This is a genomic window from Candidatus Binatia bacterium, assembly GCA_029243485.1.
In the GTDB taxonomy this organism is placed as follows: domain Bacteria; phylum Desulfobacterota; class Binatia; order UBA12015; family UBA12015; genus VGTG01.
Genome location: JAQWRY010000011.1, coordinates 126,454 through 144,933 on the forward strand (window position 1 = coordinate 126,454; position 18,480 = coordinate 144,933).

At 66.3% G+C, this 18,480-nt stretch carries 18 protein-coding genes and 1 pseudogene; 11 read left to right on the plus strand and 8 right to left on the minus strand.

Translation table 11 applies throughout. The annotated features are described in order from the left end of the window. Positions 1–34 precede the first annotated feature (34 nt). Positions 35–781: an SDR family NAD(P)-dependent oxidoreductase gene (locus P8R42_06035; GenBank protein MDG2304206.1), complete on the plus strand. Its 747-nt coding sequence runs from the start codon at positions 35–37 to the stop codon at positions 779–781. Positions 782–790: 9 nt separating this feature from the next. Here the strand turns inward: P8R42_06035 and P8R42_06040 are convergent, their stop codons facing one another. The 3 genes from P8R42_06040 to P8R42_06050 are packed head-to-tail and all read right to left on the minus strand — an operon-like array spanning position 791 to position 6,264. Beyond that, on the minus strand, positions 791–1,213 hold the full coding sequence (locus P8R42_06040) for a hypothetical protein (protein MDG2304207.1): 423 nt from the start codon (positions 1,211–1,213) through the stop codon (positions 791–793). Continuing rightward, positions 1,200–2,501 carry a HEAT repeat domain-containing protein gene (locus tag P8R42_06045; protein MDG2304208.1) on the minus strand — a complete coding sequence of 434 codons (1,302 nt, stop codon included), beginning with the start codon at positions 2,499–2,501 and terminating at the stop codon, positions 1,200–1,202. The genes P8R42_06040 and P8R42_06045 overlap by 14 nt, the downstream gene beginning before the upstream one ends. 16 nt (positions 2,502–2,517) lie before the next feature. After that, positions 2,518–6,264 carry a hypothetical protein gene (locus P8R42_06050; GenBank protein MDG2304209.1) on the minus strand — a complete coding sequence of 1,249 codons (3,747 nt, stop codon included), beginning with the start codon at positions 6,262–6,264 and terminating at the stop codon, positions 2,518–2,520. Positions 6,265–6,473: 209 nt separating this feature from the next. Here P8R42_06050 and P8R42_06055 point away from each other — a divergent pair, with 209 nt between their 5' ends. The 8 genes and pseudogenes from P8R42_06055 to P8R42_06090 all read left to right on the plus strand — a co-directional run bounded on the left by P8R42_06055 (position 6,474) and on the right by P8R42_06090 (position 14,264). After that, a complete protein-coding gene (locus P8R42_06055; protein MDG2304210.1) occupies positions 6,474–7,151 on the plus strand; it encodes a sterol desaturase family protein in 678 nt (225 codons plus the stop codon). Then, positions 7,148–8,602 (plus strand): sulfatase, encoded by a 1,455-nt coding sequence (locus tag P8R42_06060; protein MDG2304211.1) that lies wholly within the window; start codon positions 7,148–7,150, stop codon positions 8,600–8,602. The genes P8R42_06055 and P8R42_06060 overlap by 4 nt, the downstream gene beginning before the upstream one ends. Positions 8,603–8,802: 200 nt before the next feature. Next, entirely contained in the window at positions 8,803–9,537 is a 735-nt protein-coding gene (locus P8R42_06065; GenBank protein ID MDG2304212.1) for an enoyl-CoA hydratase-related protein, read from the plus strand. Between the two features lie 42 nt (positions 9,538–9,579). After that, a complete protein-coding gene (locus P8R42_06070; protein ID MDG2304213.1) occupies positions 9,580–10,374 on the plus strand; it encodes a TIGR03084 family metal-binding protein in 795 nt (264 codons plus the stop codon). Between the two features lie 40 nt (positions 10,375–10,414). Further along, positions 10,415–11,620: an acyl-CoA dehydrogenase family protein gene (locus tag P8R42_06075; GenBank protein ID MDG2304214.1), complete on the plus strand. Its 1,206-nt coding sequence runs from the start codon at positions 10,415–10,417 to the stop codon at positions 11,618–11,620. A gap of 2 nt (positions 11,621–11,622) precedes the next feature. Beyond that, positions 11,623–12,711 carry an acyl-CoA/acyl-ACP dehydrogenase gene (locus tag P8R42_06080; protein MDG2304215.1) on the plus strand — a complete coding sequence of 363 codons (1,089 nt, stop codon included), beginning with the start codon at positions 11,623–11,625 and terminating at the stop codon, positions 12,709–12,711. 55 nt (positions 12,712–12,766) lie between these two features. Beyond that, a pseudogene (locus P8R42_06085) lies at positions 12,767–12,868 on the plus strand (CoA transferase). Between the two features lie 82 nt (positions 12,869–12,950). After that, on the plus strand, positions 12,951–14,264 hold the full coding sequence (locus P8R42_06090; protein MDG2304216.1) for a CoA transferase: 1,314 nt from the start codon (positions 12,951–12,953) through the stop codon (positions 14,262–14,264). A gap of 12 nt (positions 14,265–14,276) precedes the next feature. Here P8R42_06090 and P8R42_06095 read toward each other — a convergent pair whose 3' ends face one another. The 3 genes from P8R42_06095 to P8R42_06105 all read right to left on the minus strand — a co-directional run bounded on the left by P8R42_06095 (position 14,277) and on the right by P8R42_06105 (position 15,569). Further along, complete coding sequence (locus P8R42_06095) at positions 14,277–14,438, minus strand: cupin domain-containing protein (protein ID MDG2304217.1); 162 nt, start codon at positions 14,436–14,438, stop codon at positions 14,277–14,279. 6 nt (positions 14,439–14,444) lie between these two features. Further along, on the minus strand, positions 14,445–14,600 hold the full coding sequence (locus tag P8R42_06100; GenBank protein MDG2304218.1) for a hypothetical protein: 156 nt from the start codon (positions 14,598–14,600) through the stop codon (positions 14,445–14,447). 273 nt (positions 14,601–14,873) lie between these two features. After that, positions 14,874–15,569 (minus strand): carboxypeptidase regulatory-like domain-containing protein, encoded by a 696-nt coding sequence (locus tag P8R42_06105; GenBank protein MDG2304219.1) that lies wholly within the window; start codon positions 15,567–15,569, stop codon positions 14,874–14,876. Positions 15,570–15,640: 71 nt separating this feature from the next. On the opposite strand from P8R42_06105, the gene P8R42_06110 reads away from it, so the two are divergent. Both P8R42_06110 and P8R42_06115 read left to right on the plus strand, forming a co-directional pair. Beyond that, the gene (locus P8R42_06110) at positions 15,641–16,969 is read left to right on the plus strand and encodes a dihydroorotase (GenBank protein ID MDG2304220.1); all 1,329 of its coding nucleotides are present in this window, start codon (positions 15,641–15,643) and stop codon (positions 16,967–16,969) included. 75 nt (positions 16,970–17,044) lie between these two features. Continuing rightward, the gene (locus P8R42_06115; GenBank protein MDG2304221.1) at positions 17,045–17,446 is read left to right on the plus strand and encodes a hypothetical protein; all 402 of its coding nucleotides are present in this window, start codon (positions 17,045–17,047) and stop codon (positions 17,444–17,446) included. On the opposite strand, the gene P8R42_06120 is transcribed toward P8R42_06115, so the two are convergent. Together P8R42_06120 and P8R42_06125 are read right to left on the minus strand one after the other, a co-directional pair. Further along, a complete protein-coding gene (locus P8R42_06120) occupies positions 17,400–18,149 on the minus strand; it encodes an enoyl-CoA hydratase-related protein (protein MDG2304222.1) in 750 nt (249 codons plus the stop codon). The two genes, P8R42_06115 and P8R42_06120, sit on opposite strands and share 47 nt — an antisense overlap. Positions 18,150–18,161: 12 nt before the next feature. Next, a complete protein-coding gene (locus tag P8R42_06125) occupies positions 18,162–18,404 on the minus strand; it encodes a hypothetical protein (protein ID MDG2304223.1) in 243 nt (80 codons plus the stop codon). Positions 18,405–18,480 lie beyond the last annotated feature (76 nt).

Consider the following 18,480-nt stretch of genomic DNA (forward strand, 5'->3'; position numbering starts at 1 on the left):
CTTTTGCTATGGGTCGGAGGAGGAGGCGTCCAGCTTGGAAATCGAAGACAAGGTAGCGATCGTCACGGGAGCCGCACGCGGCATCGGACGGGCGACCGCCGTCGCGCTGGCCGCGGCCGGCGCGCGCGCCGTCGTCCTGGCAGACGTGAAACAGGACCTCTCCGCGGAGACTGCCGAACTCGTGCGCGCCCAGGGTGCCGAGCCCCTCGCTCTCGAGACCGACGTCTCGGACCTCAGCTCCCTGCGTCACACAGTCGCCGAGACCGAAGCGCGATTCGGCGGCCTTCACATCCTCCATAACAACGCCGGGATCGGCGAGGGAGCCACCGACTGGCCCGACGTCGCAGACGAGCGCGCCGCGGCAATCGTGGACGTGAACCTGCGCGGGGTAATCCTGGGTACGCGTCTCGCGCTCGACCCGATGAAACGCAGTGGCGGCGGCGCAATCGTGAACACGGCTTCAGGTGCGGCCTTCACCGCACTTCCTCCGCAAGCCGTCTACGCCGCGACGAAAGCCGGCGTCGTGCACTTCACGCGGTCCTGCGTCGCGCTCGCCGACAGCCACGGCGTGCGCGTCAGCTGCGTGTGCCCCGGGCTCGTCACGACCGAAATGGTGCAAGAGAGCGGCCCCGACGGCCCGCACCCTTGGCTTCAGTCCGTGATCGACGCGGTTCAGATGCTCCGGCCCGAAGACATCGCGGCAAAGGTTCTCGAACTCGTCTGCGATCCGAAGAGCGCTGGCGAGATCGTGAACGTCAGCAACGAACCCAAACAGGCCTGAGCGCGCCGCTCAGGGGGCGACGGCTTCGGGACAGAGATCGACGGCAGCGAGAAACAACTCCGCCGATCCGGGCCGACGCTCACCGAGCAGCGTCACGCGCTGCTCGGGCGTCGCGTGGAGGATTCGCGATAGAAGCTCCCGCATCCCCTGCACCACGACCCGCGTGGGCTCCTTCGTCGCCGGTCGGGACGCGGCGCCGACCGTGATGAATACCTGACGATCGCCCACGACGAACGGCAAGGCACGACCGTTCACGCTCAGCTCGATCACATCCTTCGCTTCGGCGTCCTTCGCCGGCCGGACATAGCCTTGCAGACGGACGAGCTCACGCACAGCGGTGCGCTGGACCTCGTGCGCCGCAGACACTCCAACGGAACCGAGGACGACCAACAGCCCGAGCGCGAAACGCCCGAGGATCTCAGTGATGCCCATCGGGGAACCCATGTTCGAGCAACTCCTGTACCTTTGGATCCGAGTGCTTTTCGCGAAGGCGCTTCAAGGTTGGATCATCGGCCGGACGGCGCAGCGCCATGAGGAGCGCAACCGCGTGTCGCTGGCCTTCGGGAGCCGCCTCGAAGGCCAGACGCCCGAGGCTCTCGGCCGCCACGTCGCCGCCCTGCTCGAATACCACCCGGCCCGCGGCCTGCCGCACGGCGAGCTCACCGTCCTCGACGAACGAGGTCTCGATCACCTTCAGAGCTTCTTCGTCCTCTAGCGTCCCGAGCGCCTCCAGAGCGGCGATTCGGACAGTTGGGTCGTCCTCACCGGCGAGAAACCGGCCCAACGCTGGAACCGCGTCCTTGGGCGCCGTGTTGACGTACCCCCGTGCCGCAACGGCACGGACCGCCGGCTTCCCATCGCGGAGCCGGCGTTCGATGTCGGCGGTTCGCGGCGGGACACCGAGAGTCGTCTGCGCCTGCCACGACGCCTCGAGAACTTCCGGCGCATCGATCTTCAACGTCACGAGCGTGGGGCCCAAAGATGTGAGCCCGGCGTCTCCGATTGCCGCGATCAGTGCGGCGCGCACACGCGGCGGGAGATCGCCTCGCTGGACGGCCTTCTCCAAGCGCGCTCGTTCGATCGGCTGCAGGTCGCCGTCGAGACCCTGAATCTCGGTGAGGCCCGCGGCACCCTCCTCGACGAGCGCCCAGTGATCCCCGGACACCGCATCGAAGACCCACGCGCGCCGGGCATCCGCTCTTTCCCCGGCCGTCACCGCCGGATTCCGGCTCCAGTCGGCCAGACGGCCCACCAACGCCGCGGCCGCTCGGACCGAGGTCTGGTCGGCGTCCGCAATCACGCCGGAGGCCCCCCCGCTTGCCTGCCAGCGACGCGCCCAACCGAGGGTCTCGTCGAGGTACGAGCCGCGCTTCATCCGGCTCAAGAAGACGACCGCGTAGTCCCCGGCATTGAGTAGACCGGGGGCCGACGGGCGATCGCGCATCTCGACGATCTCCAGCGCCCCGCCACCCGCCCCGAGGCGCTCCTCGCCCTTCAGAATCCGATCGAGCGTGAGGTAAATCACCCGCACGCGATCGTGATCGAAGGGCTGCACGCGCGAGACGTGCCCCACGGCAACCACCGGCGACGACGCCAGTCTCCCGGCGAGACGCGGGGCCGTCGTGGCGCCCGCAGAGCCGGCCTCGCCGGCCTGTGCGACGAGCGCCGCACAGGCCAATGCGAGTCCGACCGCGAGTCGGATCCAGAGGTGTTCCTTCACCCGAAAAGTTCGAATCCTACGGAGTGACCATGATGCCGGGCGCCGTCCAACCACCGCCGTCGCCATCGACGAAGAGCGGGTTGGAGTACGCCAGGGCCGGAACTCCCTCTTCACCAAGATTGCCATCGAGCAGGTCTAGCAGGGTCACGTTCGATCCGACATTCAGATCGAAGGGCACGACCGGGAACAGAGGGCGAGAGACGCCGTCCGTACCTCGGACGATCGCAACGACCCAAACGTCACCGGTGAGTCCAGCGAGGCTCAACGTCGTCGTGGCTTCGAGGCGCGACGCGCCCGGGATCGAGCCGTCGACCACCACCGTGGAGATCGCGAAATCCGTTCCGGCGGTATGGATGAAGTCCGGGGCCACTCCGTAGGCCGCGACGTCGACCGGGTCGACCAATGCGTCACCCGAGTTCACCTGCGTAACCGTGCGCGTCGTCACCGGGTTCACGTAGAACTCGATGGTGTCGAACTCGGCCCAGATCGGGCTCTGCACGGCAACCGTAATGTCGACCGCCCCGTCGGTGGTCTCGATCTCGAGCGGGAGTCCCAACTCGAGGCCACCCATCTCGCCGGTCGAAGTCGCGGAACTCGTCACGCGCATCATCGGCGTGTTCGTGCCGATTGCCCGACCGTCGTTGATGTTGCCCGACAGCGTCTCGGCAATCGCGGAGAGTGCCGCCGGATCGTCCGTCGGCGAGGCGATGAAGGTACGGGGGATGGCCGCCAGGGTCCGCACGACGCGGTGCGTGTCCGAATCGGCGATGGCCGTCTTGACGATGCCCTGGTTGATCATGTTGAACCAGTCACCCAGGTTGCGGCCGTAGAAGTTACCGAAGATCTGACCGCGACCCGACTCGATCAGGACCTCGAGCGCGTCGAAGGTATCGGTAAAGTAGTTCGTGATCGTCGGATCGAGGCGCCGCACCGTGCCCGGCACGTTGCTCTGCGGCGGTTCCATGCCGGTGTCGATCGCGAGGCCCGAGCCACCGAGCGAAAAGTAGCTGTAGATGTGGTTGACCTGGACCGTATCGACGCCCGGATCGGCGTGTGCCGCCGCGACGATCTCGGCCGGCGTGAGGTTGTAGTTGCCGTACTCCGGGAAGTGCATCCCCGCCGGAGCAGCCCCACCGTGATCGATGCCGCCACCGTTGGGCTGCGACGGATCCCGCGTGAGCGGCCACGCGTTGAAGTGGCCGTAGTCAAACGTGGTGATCTCCGAGCCCGGCGCGGTGCCGATCAGAGACGACGCACCCAGCGCCGCGATGTCCGCGCTGAAGTCCTGCACGGACTCGTGGTCGGTCGGAACGAAGAAGTCGGCGCCCTCGGCCAACATCGAGACGATGCGGTCTTCGCGCGGGACCTTGGAATCCGGGCTGTCGATCGAGTGGACGTGGAAGTCGCCGGAGACGAAGCCCGTCGTGTCGATGACGTTCGCGATCTGCAGCGCCACCGACGTCGTGGCGCCCCCCGTGATCGTCACGTCGGCCGAGCCGATCGAATACTCGGTTCCGTGCGAAACGTAGACCCGGTAGTCGCCAGGCTCCACCGTCAGCGGACCGGACAGCCCGGTCTGATCGACGAAGTGTACGACCGCGACGCCGTGAGGATACGTCGTATCCTGGCCCGGATCGCGGAAGATGCCGGTGACGTTGTTCACCTGGCCGAGAATGTTCTGGGTGTTGAGCGGGTCCTTGGAAGAATCGAACCCGACCACTGTCACGCGGGCTGCGATCGGGCTGCTCGTCTCGTCGGTGATCGTGACGTCGAGCGTCCCCCCAGCGGGGATCGCGACGTTCTGCGAGACCGTCGCATAGGCAACGACGAGGACCGCGTGCTCCATCGGCGCGGGGCCACCGCCCTCGTAGGGATGCCCTTCGTACTCTGCGGCGACCGCGTAGCTGCCGGGAGCCACGGCCATCGAGTACTGCCCGGTGGCATCACTGATGGTGTGATTTACGACGTTCTTGTCCAAGGCACCGAGGGCGGGGCCTTCGGCGACGCTGCCGAGAGCGACGATCTTCACGCCGGCCGTCGGAACTCCAGCGACGGTCGCCGTCCCGGAGATCGTGCCGCTCGGGAGGAACTGGATCTCGTTTCGTGCCTCGAGGATCGACGACACCGTGCCGTCACCCACGACGAAGTGCTGGTTCAATGTCACCGCATCGCCCGGGCTGCCCGAAGCGGCAAGGGAATAGTTGGGACCAATCGCACCGATGAGCGCGAGAATCGTCTCCCCGCCGAGAAGCGGCACGGCGACACCGGCGGTCGCGAAGCTCGACGACCCCGGGATGTTGTGGACGTATCCGTACGAAACGCCGTCGCCGCCCCCGAAGCCGCGGAAGGCCATCAGGTTGCACGGGTTCGGGGCCGACGCCGGGCAAGACGAGCCGACGAGCGGCTCACCGAGCCCATAGCCCGGCTGGAACGTCTCGATCTCGCCGGACGGCGCGATGTACGCCCCCAGGAACAGATCGAGCCCCGTGCCGCCGGTGTTCGTGATGGTCGTGTCGACCCGGACGTAGTTCTCGCCGGGCTGTAGGACATAGTCCGTGACGATTTCGACGGGAAGATCCGTATCGTCCGCCGCTGAAGGGAACGGGAATCCGAAGTCATTCACGGTCGAACTCGGGTTGGCGAACGTCAGCAAGTCGTCCACACCCGTGGCACGGAGCACCGCGGCCTGGCCGTCGCTGCCATCGTTGATGATCGTGAGATCGGTGTAATGCGCGCCGTTCTCGAAGTTCAGACTCGTCGTGAGTTCCTCGAACTGGTCGCGGTCCGGATCGAGCCCGGTGCGCACCAGGTCGGCATCGATGATATTGCCGCCGTACTCGCCGACGGCGAGCAAGTTGCGTCCGGGGGCCTGGACGACGACCCGGATCTTTCCGTTCGACAGGATGTAGTCGCCCACCAGGCAGCGAGAGAGCGGTCCTTCGATACAGTCCGCCGGATCCGAGATCAGCGCGAGGGCCGCGTCTTCGCCGCCGTTCAAGTTGCCGTACTCGGCGATGATCAGCGCGTCAGCACCCTGCTCATGCAAGCCGATCGCGCAGGCCGCGAGACTCGCCGACGCCGTCACGCCCTCACACGCACCGCCCCAATCCAGACCTAAGACCTGACCCGGAGTGCACGACGCCTGGGTCCTCTGATCCGACTTCATGCGAGTCAAGTTGAGTTGCCCTTCGGTCTCGTCTTCGCAGTCCGTCGCGGAGGGTAGATTGCGCTTCGCGATGTCGTCCTTGCAGCGACGAAGCAGGTCTTGCCGCCGGAAAGCGACCTTCTCGGCCTCCTTCGCCGTGTTGAGCTGGCATTTTCGCTGCCCGGACTGGGGTACCATACCCGTGGTCGCGAACACCGTGTCGATCAACTCCAGAGCGCGATCCTGATGGCTGTCCGTGAGGCAGGTCGTCAGGTCCGCGAGAGTGCTCGCCCCAAGGCAGTCACCTCCGAAACCGAGCGAGGCGACCAGCGGGTCGTCGCAACGATTCGCGAGCTTTTCCGAGAGCTTCTGGGCCGACTTCGCGATGGTCGCAGCCGCCTTGGGCTCCAGAGTGCAGTCCGTCCCAGCCCCGAGGCGCCCCTTCGAGATCTTCGTCTCGCATTTTCGCAGCGCCTTGGTGACATTCTTGAAGAACGTCCTTCCCTGACGGCCGACCTCAGCCTGACAACGCCGCTGGTCATACGTCAGGTCAATGGCCCAAGAGGTGGAGGCGAAGAGAAGGAGGGATAGGAAGGTGGCCGAGAAACGCAGCAGCATGAGGTCCCTTTCGTGATCGACCGGTAGGTCGGTCGAGGTGTGGCGACGGCTGTATGGAATGCTGGGACCACAATCCAGCGCCAGGACACGACCTGTCAAGCCACTTCCCGAGGCGCCTCGTGTCCCGCGAGGGGGGCTAGGAGGCTCTAGCACATCCCATATGGCCTCTGCGGGGCTCAGTGTCACGCCGAAAAGCCGATTCACCCCATGTGGAGCCCTCCCTCGAAGCCGTCCCGGCCCCGCCGGGCAACTCGGCCGTGGAGTCGCTCGTGTTGTCCATCGCCGTGGCCCGCGCCGCCCCTTCGCCCTCGGCCCCGGGATACGATCCGAATGGATTCTGGCTGCTGGCCTCGTGGAGAGCCGCGACGGCCAAAGCCCTCCCGAAGGAGCTGCACTCCGCACCAGCCGACCAGGCCTGCACGTGCGGGCTCCTGCAGGACATGGCGATTCCGGTGCTCGCACACGGGGAGGGCGAGAAGTACGCCGCCTGGGTCACCCGCAAAACCGGCTTCGGGCTGTGGCCCACCGAGTGGCCCCTCGTCGGCCAATTCCTGTTCGCCCTCATCCTGGTTTTCACCGGCGCGAACTCTTACGTGCAACACTCGAACATTCGCATGGACACGTTTCCCTACCGTTACGTCTTCGCGACGCCCGAGCTGCACCGACTTCACCATTCAAAGCGGGAGTCTAAGCTCGGCGCCAACTTCGGCGACGTGTTGATCATGCGGGACCTCGTGTTCGGAACCCGCCTCGAGCCCCGTCCCGGAGATGCGGTCTACGACGTCATCGGATTGCCCGAGATCGACGTTCCCCAGACGTACGCGAGCCACTTGCGACTTCCCTTCGACTGGAATCGCCTTCACGCCGAAGCGGCCCGCTCTCGATGAGCCTCAACGTTCGCTTTTTTCTGACGTGCCTGTTTGCGCTCGCCATCGGCTGCACGAGTCCGAGCACGGACGAACCCCCGAGACGCTCCGCAGCCGTGGCCACCACCCGACCAAACGTGCTCCTCTATCTGATCGACACTCTTCGGAGCGATCGCATCGGGGCGTACGGCTACAAGTACCCGACCACGCCCGCGCTCGATGCACTCTCCGCCGAGAGCTTCGTCTTCGAGCAGGCTTACGCACCAGGGCCGTGGACACTCCCGTCCGTGGTCTCCCTCATGCTGTCGCAGCCCATGTGTCGACACGGGGTCGTGATCGACGGCAAGAAGATCGACGCCGAGTCGACGCCGCTCGCCGAGATCCTGAACGACGCGGGCTACGCGACGGCCAGCTTCATCGCGAACTCCTACGCCGGACGGCCCGCCGGTCTCGAGCGCGGCTTCGAGGTCTACCACGGGCCGATCGACGACCCTGCCCCGCTGGTCGGAGCGTTTCTCGACGAGATCCCCGACCAACCGTTCTTCGTCTACGTCCACGACGTGCGCCCGCACGACCCCTACGACGTTACCGCCAAAGCGTTGGCACCCTTCGGCCCCATCGACCCGACCGTGCTCAAGCGCATGAAGAACCGGGCGCTGCGGTATCGACGGCTGACCCGGACCGACCACTCCGCCGGAACCAAGATCGGCTCCACGGACAACACGACCGAACAGACCGAGGCGCTCGCCCGACTCGACGCCCTCGCCGAGCCCTACGGGCGCGCCTATGATGCGCGCATACGCGAAGCGGACGACCAACTCGCCGCGACACTGAGTGAACTCCGGCGTCGCGGAAAACTCGAGAATACTCTCGTCCTCGTCGTGTCGGACCACGGCGAGGAACTCGGCGAACACGGGGGCTGGCTCCACGACCATTCGGTGTACGACGAAGTCGTACGCGCTCCGCTCGTCTTGCGCCTACCCACCGCAGAGCCCGCCGGACACCGCATCGAGACGCCCGTCAGCCTCCTCGATGTCGCACCCACGATCGCCGAACTGACCGGGAGCGCCACCCCGCCGGACGCCTTCGAAGGCAAGAGCCTCGTCCCTCTGCTGACAACGACCCCCTCGACATCCAACGAAGCCTTCGTCGCGTCGATGCGGATGAACGCGAAGAAATACTACCGCCCGTGGAAGCAACATCGCGGCGATCAAAACCTCGTCGTGCGCGAAGGCCGGTGGAAGGCAATCTGGAACGTCGAGCCCGACACCCTGGAACTCTACGACCTCGCTCAGGACCCCGGCGAGAAGAACGACCGGAGCGCCGCCGAACCCGAGCGCACCATACGCCTGAAGTCATTCGCCCGCAGCTACCTCGAGAAGTGTGAATCGCGCCGAGCGGCTCCGACGGCGGCGGAACCGCTGTCGGCCGAGAACGCCGAGCGCCTGCGCGCCCTGGGCTACGTCGACTGACGGGCGCCTTCCGTCACGTCGACGGACACACGCCGTCCGCCGCGCAAACGCCTACGGGCGCTCCCCCGCACGTGCGCGAGCCTCCGCCTGGCCTGACGCCCGCCGTTTGACAGATGGGTGCCGGATACCGAAATGCATGGATGCCGGCCGCCCCAGAACGAACCTCGACTGAAGTCCGTGTCCAAGTCTCCAGCGGTGTAATGACCGTCACCTTGGCAGACGCGGAGAACCGCAACGCCCTGGGAGCCCGGCTCATCCAGGGCCTCTTCGACGCAATCGCAGCCGCAAACGCCGACGACGACGTCCGGGCCGTCGTGATCACCAACGAGGGCTCCACGTTCTGCGCCGGCGCGAACCTGAAGGAGCGCCAGGGCCAGACCGACTACGATGACCGCGGAGCCAGCTTCGTCGACCTCCTGGAGGCCGTGCAGGCCTCCCCCACCCCGATAATCGGCCGGATCGCCGGCCACGTGGTGGGGGGCGGGAACGGGCTCGCGTCCTCGCTCGACATCTCGATCGCGTCCGAAGACGTGAAGTTCGGATTCACCGAAGTCCGGCTCGGCGTCGCGCCCGCCATCATCTCCGTCGTCTGTCTCCCCAAGATGCGCCGGGGCGAGGCCATGGAGGCCTTTCTGCGCGGGAATCGGTTTCCGTCCGCGAAGGCCGCGGAACTCGGCCTCATCACGCGGGCCGTTCCCGCCGACAAGTTGGACGCCGCCGTCGACGAGGTCGTCACGGACATCAAGAAGGGCGGCCCGAACGCGCTCGGGTTTGCGAAACGGCTCGTCTACGACGTGCCCGAGATGGACCAGGCCGCCGCATTCAAATCGACGAGCCGTCTCTCGGCCAAGCTCTTCCGCGGCACAGAAGCCGCCGAAGGCGTGGCCGCCTTCCTCGGCAAGCGCAAACCGTCCTGGGCCGACGACGGCGACTGAGCCCTCGCCCCACCCACCTCTTTACCCAGAAGGAATCAAGACATGCTGCAAGTCGGCCAGGACCTCCGCGACGAGGCGGAGGAGCTGAACACATTCCTCGAAACCCTCGACAAGCGAGATTGGACCCGCGCCACCCCGTTCAAGAACTGGACGCCGTGGGATGTCGTCGCCCATCTGCACTTCTTCGACGAGGTCTCGCTCCTCTCTCTGAACGACCCCGACGCGTTCGCAACCTGCCGTGACGATCTCGTTGCCAAAATGGCGAAGGGCATCACCCTTGCCGACGAAGCCAAGCGCGTTCTGGGCGGACTCGATGCCGAGACGCTCCGAACGAAGTGGATCGAGAGCTGCCGCGAAATGGCGGATGCGCTGGGCGCCTCGGAGCCGAAGCGGCGACTCCCCTGGTTCGGACCGGACATGGGCGTCCCGATGTTCACGACCGCGCGCTACATGGAGACGTGGGCGCACGGCCAGGACATCTACGATCTCCTTCATCATCCCCGCGCGCAGACCGACCGCATCAAGCACATCGCGGTGATCGGCATGAAGACCTTCGGCTGGACCTTCGTGAACCGCGGCGAAGAGATCCCCGGCCCGCCGCCGTACGTCCGGATCGATTCGCCCTCGGGTGGCGTGTGGGAATGGGGCGACCCCAGCGACGAAGAGTACGTCCGCGGAAGCGCCGTCGAATTCTGCCACGTCGTGACGCAGGGGCGTAATGTGGCCGACACGTCCCTTGCTGTGAAGGGCCCCGTCGCGACCTACTGGATGTCGATCGCGCAGTGCTTTGCCGGCGCGGCGGTCGACCCGCCGAAGCCCGGCGAACGCCTCGGCTGATCCCCGTCCCCGGACCACACGGACATCGAACGGAGCCCCCATGGATCTGGAATACGGAGAGCGGTACGAGGCGTTCCGGCGTCAGATTGTCGCCTTCTTGTGGCAGTACAGGTCGAAGCGTCCGCCCGGCCACATCTACGACATGCCCCGTGCGGAGCTGTCGGGGTGGTTGGAGCTTCTCATCGAGCACGGCTACTGGGCGCGAACGATCCCCAAAGAGTACGGCGGCTTCGGCGCCGCGCCGGACCTCCTCGAAACGGTGATCATGGACGAGGAGTTCAACCGGGCGGGCGTCGCGCGGGGCATGATGGCGCAGGGGCCGTCAATGCTCGTGCCAACGCTACTCGAGCACGGCAGCGAAGAGCAGAAGCGCACCTGGATCAAACCCACGATGCGGGCCGAATTCCTCTGGTGCCAGGGCTACTCCGAGCCGGGCGCCGGTAGTGATCTCGCGAGCCTTCAGACGCGGGCGACCGAAGACGGCGACGACTTCTTGATCAACGGGCAGAAGATCTGGACGAGCAGCGCCGACAAGGCCGAGATGATGTTCATCCTGGTGCGCACCGAGCCGGACGCCCCCAAGCACGGCGGCATCAGCTACGTCCTGCTGCCCATGGACACACCCGGGATCGACGTGCAGCCGCTGCGCACGATGTCGGGTGATCTCGGCGAAAACTCGTTCAACCAGGTGTTCTTCACCGATGTGCGCGTCCCACGCACCAACGTCGTCGGGCAACGAGGCAACGGCTGGGCGATCGCAAACGCGACGCTCGTGCACGAGCGCAACAGCCTGAACGCGAACGCCGAGAGCACCCTCCTACGGCTCATTCGCCTGATGAAGAACGAAACCGTCAACGGCGTACCCGCAATCGCGAGCCCCGTGTTCCGGGATCGCCTGATGCGGCTGCAAGGCCGCGTGCTGGCGATGAAGGCTCACTCGATGCGGGTCCTGACCAACAACCTGAAGGGCGAGCCTCCCGGACTCACCGGGTTCGTCGTGAAGCTCCAGAACTGCCAGCTCAACTTCGACGTCGCTTCGCTCGCAATTGACGTCATGGGCGAGCTTGGTGTGCTGTACGACCACTCGAAGTACGAACGGGAGCACGCCTTCTGGCAGACGCACTCCTTCCTGTCTCTCGGGTTCATCATCGGCGGCGGCACCGCCCAGATCCAGAAGAACATCATCGCCGAGCGCGGGCTCGGCCTACCTCGCGAGCCCAAGCCCGCGAAGACAGCGGGAGCCTAGTCGTGGATTTTGGCCTCTCTGAAGATCAAAAGCTCCTCGAGAGGAGCCTTCGCGGATATCTCGGCGACCGGGTACCGATCACCCGCGTACGCGAGCTTCGCAGTCTCGATTGCCCGAACGAACGAACCATCTGGAAGGACCTGGCCGATCTGGGCGCCACCGGCATCCTCATCTCGGAAGCCCGGGGCGGGAGCGGTCTCGGACTCCTCGATGCGGCCCTCGTCGCGCAGTCTCTGGGCTACGCCGCGACGCCCGCCCCGTTTCTCTCGTCCGGAGTCATGGCACCGCATGCACTGGGCGCGCTCGACGCCGGGCCGGTCGACGGATGGCTGCGGGCCATGGCGACCGGAGATCTCGTCGTAGGCGTGGCGGTGACCGAGACGTTCTCGGTGCGCGAGGACGCGGGGATCGAGCTCGACGGTGACGTCCTGCGCGGGAAGGCGATGATCGCGCTCGACGCACACGGCGCGGATCTCACCCTCGTCGCGCTCGGTCGAGACCGGATCGCAGCCGTCCGCAGCGACGCGAGCGGACTCACTACGAGCCGGCTCCCGACGACGGACCAGACCCGCTGCACCTCCGAGTTGATCTTCGACGGCGTCCGCCCCGAAGCCGTGTTCGATCACGCCGGCGAGGCGCTCTCGCGCATGATCGACGCCGGACGCATCGCGCTCGCAGCGGACACCATCGGCGCGTGCGAGTCGATGATCGAACAGGCCGTTGCCTACGCGAAGCAACGCAAACAGTTCGGCCGCATCATCGGTTCGTTCCAGGCCGTGAAGCACATGTGCGCGGAGATGGTCGCGGACCTCGAGCCGGCGCGCTCACTGATGTGGCAGGCCGCGCACAGCTTCGACACGAAGCCCGATGACGCGCCGCTCATGGGATGCCACGTGCTCGCGCACGCTTCCGAGATCGGCCGAGAGATCGCGAGCATCTCCACGCAGGTCCATGGCGGTACAGGCTGGACCGACGAGCAGAACCTCCACTTCTGGTTCAAACGCATCGGAGTGGCGCGTCACCTCCTCGGCGGCCCGGAGTACCTCCGCGAACGAGCGGCCTCCCTGCAAGAACTGGACGTCAGCGCCTGAACCCGGACCCCCCGAAGGAGCGCCCGAGGGCGTCCGGGGGCTCGATCTCGGACTCCTGGTCCAAGCGCCCCAAGCCGCCCAACTCCTCGTCGATACGGCCGACGTCGTCGTCTCGAACTTCCTTCCCGGAACCCTGGAGCGTTGGAACCTCGGCTACGAGCGGCTCGCCGAGCGAAACCCACGCATCCTCGTCGGTTTGGGGAGCGCGTTTGGGCCCGTCGAGCGCGACACCGGTCGACGTGACGGTCGCCGACCACATCGGATCGCAGAATCTGAGCAACGGCACTCTAGCCACCCTGTTCGCACGCGAGCGAACGGGTCGCGGGCAGAAGGTCGAGGTCTCCCTCGTCGGCGGCCAGATCTTCGCGCAGTGCTCCGACCTTCTCTGGGCCAGCGGCCGTCGATACGCCCTCGTGCGGAGCTACGACGAGATCACGCAGGACGAAGCGCTCTACGAGAACGAGTACCTCCAGCGCATCGAGCAGCCCGAATGGGGAGAGATCACCATGGTCGGCTGCCCGATCCGCATGAGCGACACCCCGAGCCGACCGGGGGCGATCGCACGGAACGGGGCCAACACACCGAGGAGGTCCTCCTCGACCTCGGCTATTCGTGGGAGGAGATTGCCGCGCTCCGCGAGAGCGGCGTACTGTAGCCGCATGACGACGATCGACTGGTACGGGTGCGCCACGTTCTGCCTGAAGACGGCGGGCATGAAGATCTTCCTCGACGCCTACATCGATCGAGCCGCGAACGCGCAGGGCACGGGCCTTCGAGCGGACGACGTGAAGGAGTGCGACTGGATCGTCGTCGGACACTCCCACTTCGACCACCTCTACGGCGCCGAGCGCATCGCGGCGAACACGGGAGCCAAGCTGATCGGCAGCTACGAGACGATCCGCGTGATGGAGCAGGCGGGCGTTTCCGTCGGACAGATGATCTGCGTGGCCGGCGGGGAGACGATCAATCTCGGGAACGACGTGACGGTGACGGCGTACCCGAGCCAGCACTCGTGCGTCTGGTCGCACACGCAGATGGCTCCTCCGGGAGAGGTCTGTATCGGCGACCTCGGTCTCACCTGGCAGGAACAACGCGCCCGCTTCGAGGAACTCATCGGGTACTTCGCCAACGACCTCGAGAAGGTTGCGATCGAGCACCTCATGGCGAGCAGCCAGGGCGATCGCGGCGACGGCGGCGCGCTCGTCTACCTGTTCGACACGCCCGACGGGCGGCTCCTGTACCAGGACACGTCCGGTCACTGGAGCGGAATCCTGAACACGCTGCGACCGGACGTCGCGATCCTCGCGGCCGCCGGACGCGGGAATGTGGACGGGGAACCCATCCAAGGCTCACTCGCCCAGTTCGTTGCACGCCAGGCCGATCTCCTACGACCGCGCCGGGTGATCCTCTGCCATCACGACGACTGGCTGCCCGGGTTTTCCATCGACACGGACGTCGCTCCGATCCGCGAGGAACTCGCCCTCGTCGCCCCGGGCACCGAACTGGTGACGCTCTCGTACCTGGACGGGACCGAGATCCTCCCGATCCGCTGACGCGCGCCGGCCCTATTTCGGTCGATCGTCGCGGATCCCGTTGTCCACCACGAGGGCGCGTCCGTCGGTCACCGCGCGCACCGAATGCGGCGCGTTCGACGGAACGATCGCGACACCGCCCGGCCCTGCGGTCTGAGTCTCGCCGGCGACGGCCACTTCGAGTTCGCCCTCGATGATCCTTTAGACTTCTTCGTTAGGATGGTGGTGCTCATGGGCCCTCGTGCCGGCTTTGAAGTCCCAACGCGCGAAGGTCATGTTCTCGGACACCCAGGTCCTGCCGAACCAGCCCGGAAAACGCCCCAAGGGTCCGATGTCGTTCATGTTGAGAAAGGGCATGGTGTCTCCTCGTAGCCAGCCCCGGATGTAGGCCGATCCGCACCTCCACTTTCGCGAATTCGGCTTCGTCACGTCGCTGACTGCGAGTCAGCTCTTCGGCATCCTCGCCCTCTCGCAGACGAACGGAGTGCTGGTGACCTTGGCTCGGGAAAACCTCGGAGTCCCGATTCGAATGGGGTACGCACTCGGTGACCTCGGCTCCGCTCTCGAGCCACTCCAGGATTCGCTCAAGCGGATGGGCTTCGGCGCGATTTTCGGTGGGTTCGTCTTGGTCTACGGGAACGCGAAGTCCACTTCGGCCTCCGCCTCGCCGAGTTCCACGGGCCGCAGCTTCTCACCGAGCCGCTCGTGCCAGACTCGCACTTCGTAGCGACCGACCGGAACGTCTTCGAACGAGAACCGACCATCCCTCCCCGTCACGACGACATACGGATGGTCTGCAACGAACACCCACGCCTTCATCCACGTGTGCAGAACGTTGCAATTGATCTCGTGGAGGCCGGACTCCTCGAACTCGTGTGAAACCCGTCTCCACTCGGGCAGTCCCAGGTTAAAGATCGTCCGTGACCCGAGCCAGGCGTGGGCGTCATGCAGGATCGGATCGCTGTTGCGGATCTCCATCGACTGTCCGGTCACGAGTGCCTGCACCCGCGGCACGAACGCGCATCCTTCGTTATCGAGACTCGCCGGTGCGAGGCCCCGAGGCTTGCCCGCCGATACCCCGACCACCTCGACCAGGGCGTTCGCGACGCCGCCCTCCTCCGACACCACCAGGCTCTCGTCTGGAATCCGATCTCCGCACACGTCCTGGTTCTTGAGAACGGGTTGGAAGGCGGGGGCGGGCCTCTCCCCGGCGAAGACCACACGCCCCGAGAGCGTCGCGCCGTTCTCCACCAGGGTCTCCTCGTACGCCTGCGCGACGGCCGCCGAAACGAGCACGAGCCAGACCCCGATCCACCACGTCCGCACGCCGGAGATCGTATCACTCGAAGCCCTCCCCCGCGTGACCTCGCCCCGAACCTAGGCTAGGAGCCAACTCGATGAGCGATCGAGACCTCTTGGTAAGGGGCGGCCGGGTCGTGTCGCCGGATTCGGTGACCGATGCGGACGTGTGGATCGAAGGCGGCCGGGTGAAGGCGGTCGGCACCCGGCTCGCGGCTCCCGAGGGGACACCGGAGATCGACGCCGGCGGCAAGCTCGTCCTTCCGGGCTTGATCGACCCGCAGGTGCACTTCCGCGAGCCCGGCAACACTCACAAGGAAGACCTCGCGAGCGGCTCACTCGCCGCAATCGCCGGTGGCGTCACGTCGTTCCTCGAGATGCCTAACACAAAGCCGTCGACCACGACCCCCGAGCTTCTGACCGACAAGTTCGAACGCGCGAAGGGACGCACCCACGCCGACCACGGCTTCTTCCTCGGCGCCAGCGCCGAGAACGCAGAGCACCTCGGCGAATGGGAACAGGCGCCGGGCTGCGCAGGCGTCAAAGTCTTCATGGGATCATCAACAGGCTCCCTCCTGGTGGCCGACGACGAAACTCTCGAGCGCGTGCTGCGGTCTGGAAGTCGGCGTGTCGCCGTGCACAGCGAAGACGAACCGCGACTGATCGAGCGCTACGCTGCAATCCAGCCGGGCACGCCGGTGACCGAGCACCCGAACGTGCGCGACGTGGAGTGCGCCGTCCGTGCCACCCGCCGTCTACTCGATCTCGTGGAGCGAACGAAGCGACCGGTCCACCTTCTGCACGTCAGCACCGCCGAAGAAATCGCACTCCTGCGCGACCGCGACCTGGGGGAACTCCTCACCGCCGAGGTAACACCGAACCATCTCTTTCTCACCGCACCCGACTGTTACGAGCGCTTCGGCTCACGGGTGCAAATGAACCCGCCCGTCCGCGTCGTCCGCCATCGCGACACGCTGCGCGAGGCGCTCGCCGACGGCACGCTCTCCTGCATCGGCAGTGACCACGCGCCTCACGCCCCCGACGAGAAGGCGAAACCGTACCCGGAGTGCCCGTCGGGGATTCCCGGCGTCCAGACGATTCTCGGCCTGCTTCTGACCGCCGTTCGCGACGGCTGGCTGCGGCTCGAAGACGTCGCTCGGGTGAGTTGCTCGGCCCCGGCGCGCGTCTACGGCATTCAGAGGAAGGGCGGATTAGCCCCCGGCATGGACGGGGACCTCGTCGTCGTCGACGCTGACGAACGGGGACCGCTCCAGCGCGAATGGTTGCGATCGCGGGCTGGCTACAGCCCCTACGAGGGCGCGGCACTTGCCGGATGGCCTCTGGTGACCGTGCTGCGGGGACGAATCGCCTATCGCGATCATGCCCCGGTCGGGGCGGCGGACGGCCAACCCATACAATTCGGCTGAGGCCGGAGGACCCGTACCGGCGTCACGTGGAACGTCGAACACGGGTTCGAGTCCGAAGCGCAAATCGACCTGCTCGTGCAGGGCGAGTTCGCCCCCATCTCGGACATTCTACTTCTCAGCGAAACGGACCGGGGCTGTGAGCGGACCGACTTCCGCAACGTCACGCACGATTTCGCAGAGGCCCTCGGCTACTATTACGTCCTCGCGACCGAGTTCATCGAGCTGTTCGGCGCACATGGTCGACTGGACCCCGACGATCGCCAGGCGAGCAGCGCCGTCCCTCTCACTATCGACTTCGTGTTCTCGCGTAGAATCGAGGCGGTGGACGCGGGACTCTGTCGGCTCGAGCAATGCGACGGGGTCGTGCCGACGCGCGATTCCGTCGCCTACGTTCAGAACCGCGATGTCTCACTTGGAAACCCGGCCGACATCACCGCCCCGGCCAGTTGGGCGTCCGTTTCTCGAAGAAGGCGCTGATTCCCTCGATCGCATCCTGCGAGTTCTGAACGACGTCCTTCGCCTTCTCGGTCGTAGCCCAGCCGGCATCGTCGTCGGCGCTCACCAGCGCGTCCACGGCGGCCATCGTCTCGCGGACCGAGACGGGCGAATTTTGGGCGATGAGCCCAGCCAGTTCGACCGCAACCGACAACGCCTCCCCCGGCTCGACGACCCGATTCACGAACCCCAGCCGCTCCGCCCGCCCGGCATCCATCTCCTGACCCGTGAGGAGCAACTCGCGCGCGACGTTGAGCGGCAAGGCCCGCGGAGCCCGGAAGAGCGCGCCACTCGTCGCGACCACACCCCGCTTCACCTCGGGCAGCCCGAACCGTGCAGCCCGGGAAGCCACCACCATGTCGCAGCACATTGCGATCTCGAAGCCGCCCCCGAACGCGACGCCTTCGACGGCCGCGATGAGCGGCTTCATGCGGTGGCGCCGGATGATTCCGTACTCGCCTCCGCGCGGTGTCAGCGGGCCCGAGCCTCCCGAAAGATCCGTCCCGGCGGAAAACACTGCGGTTCCCCCGGTCAATACGCCGACCCAGAGCTCCGGATCGTCCTCTAGCTCGTTCAACGCGGCGTCGATCGCGCCGGTCATCTCCTCGTCGATCGCGTTGCGTTTCGCCTCGCGGTCGAGAGTCACGACCGCGACCCGACCTTCTCGTTGCATTTTCACAGGCATGAACCGCCCTTATCACAAGCACTTACGAGAACGCGCGAGATCCGCATTGACCGGCAGTCGCACAGAGTGCTGGAACGGTCCACCGACGAAGAGATCTCGCAGGCCGTGATCCGCGTCGGCGAGTTCACAGAACGCCCCCTGCAGCCGGAGCCCCGCAGGAACCAGGAGCGCGGCCGCCGCCCGGGCGTTTGAATTAACACGCGGCACGACCACGGAATCCGCAGCCCCGACGCTCGGCTCACTCCCCCCTGCCACTCCGCCCGACTCCGAGACGCGAGCTGAGTTGCACGATCGGGGCACGGGCTTGCAACGCGGGGCGGCCGCGGCGAAG

Bases quoted from the DNA above. Each gene is read 5' to 3' on its own strand.
- P8R42_06040 (MDG2304207.1), bottom strand. From the start codon at position 1,213: ATGGGCATCACTGAGATCCTCGGGCGTTTCGCGCTCGGGCTGTTGGTC.
- P8R42_06050 (MDG2304209.1), bottom strand. From the start codon at position 6,264: ATGCTGCTGCGTTTCTCGGCCACCTTCCTATCCCTCCTTCTCTTCGCC.
- P8R42_06060 (MDG2304211.1), top strand. From the start codon at position 7,148: ATGAGCCTCAACGTTCGCTTTTTTCTGACGTGCCTGTTTGCGCTCGCC.
- P8R42_06065 (MDG2304212.1), top strand. From the start codon at position 8,803: ATGACCGTCACCTTGGCAGACGCGGAGAACCGCAACGCCCTGGGAGCC.
- P8R42_06070 (MDG2304213.1), top strand. From the start codon at position 9,580: ATGCTGCAAGTCGGCCAGGACCTCCGCGACGAGGCGGAGGAGCTGAAC.
- P8R42_06075 (MDG2304214.1), top strand. From the start codon at position 10,415: ATGGATCTGGAATACGGAGAGCGGTACGAGGCGTTCCGGCGTCAGATT.
- P8R42_06100 (MDG2304218.1), bottom strand. From the start codon at position 14,600: ATGCCCTTTCTCAACATGAACGACATCGGACCCTTGGGGCGTTTTCCG.
- P8R42_06110 (MDG2304220.1), top strand. From the start codon at position 15,641: ATGAGCGATCGAGACCTCTTGGTAAGGGGCGGCCGGGTCGTGTCGCCG.
- P8R42_06120 (MDG2304222.1), bottom strand. From the start codon at position 18,149: ATGCCTGTGAAAATGCAACGAGAAGGTCGGGTCGCGGTCGTGACTCTC.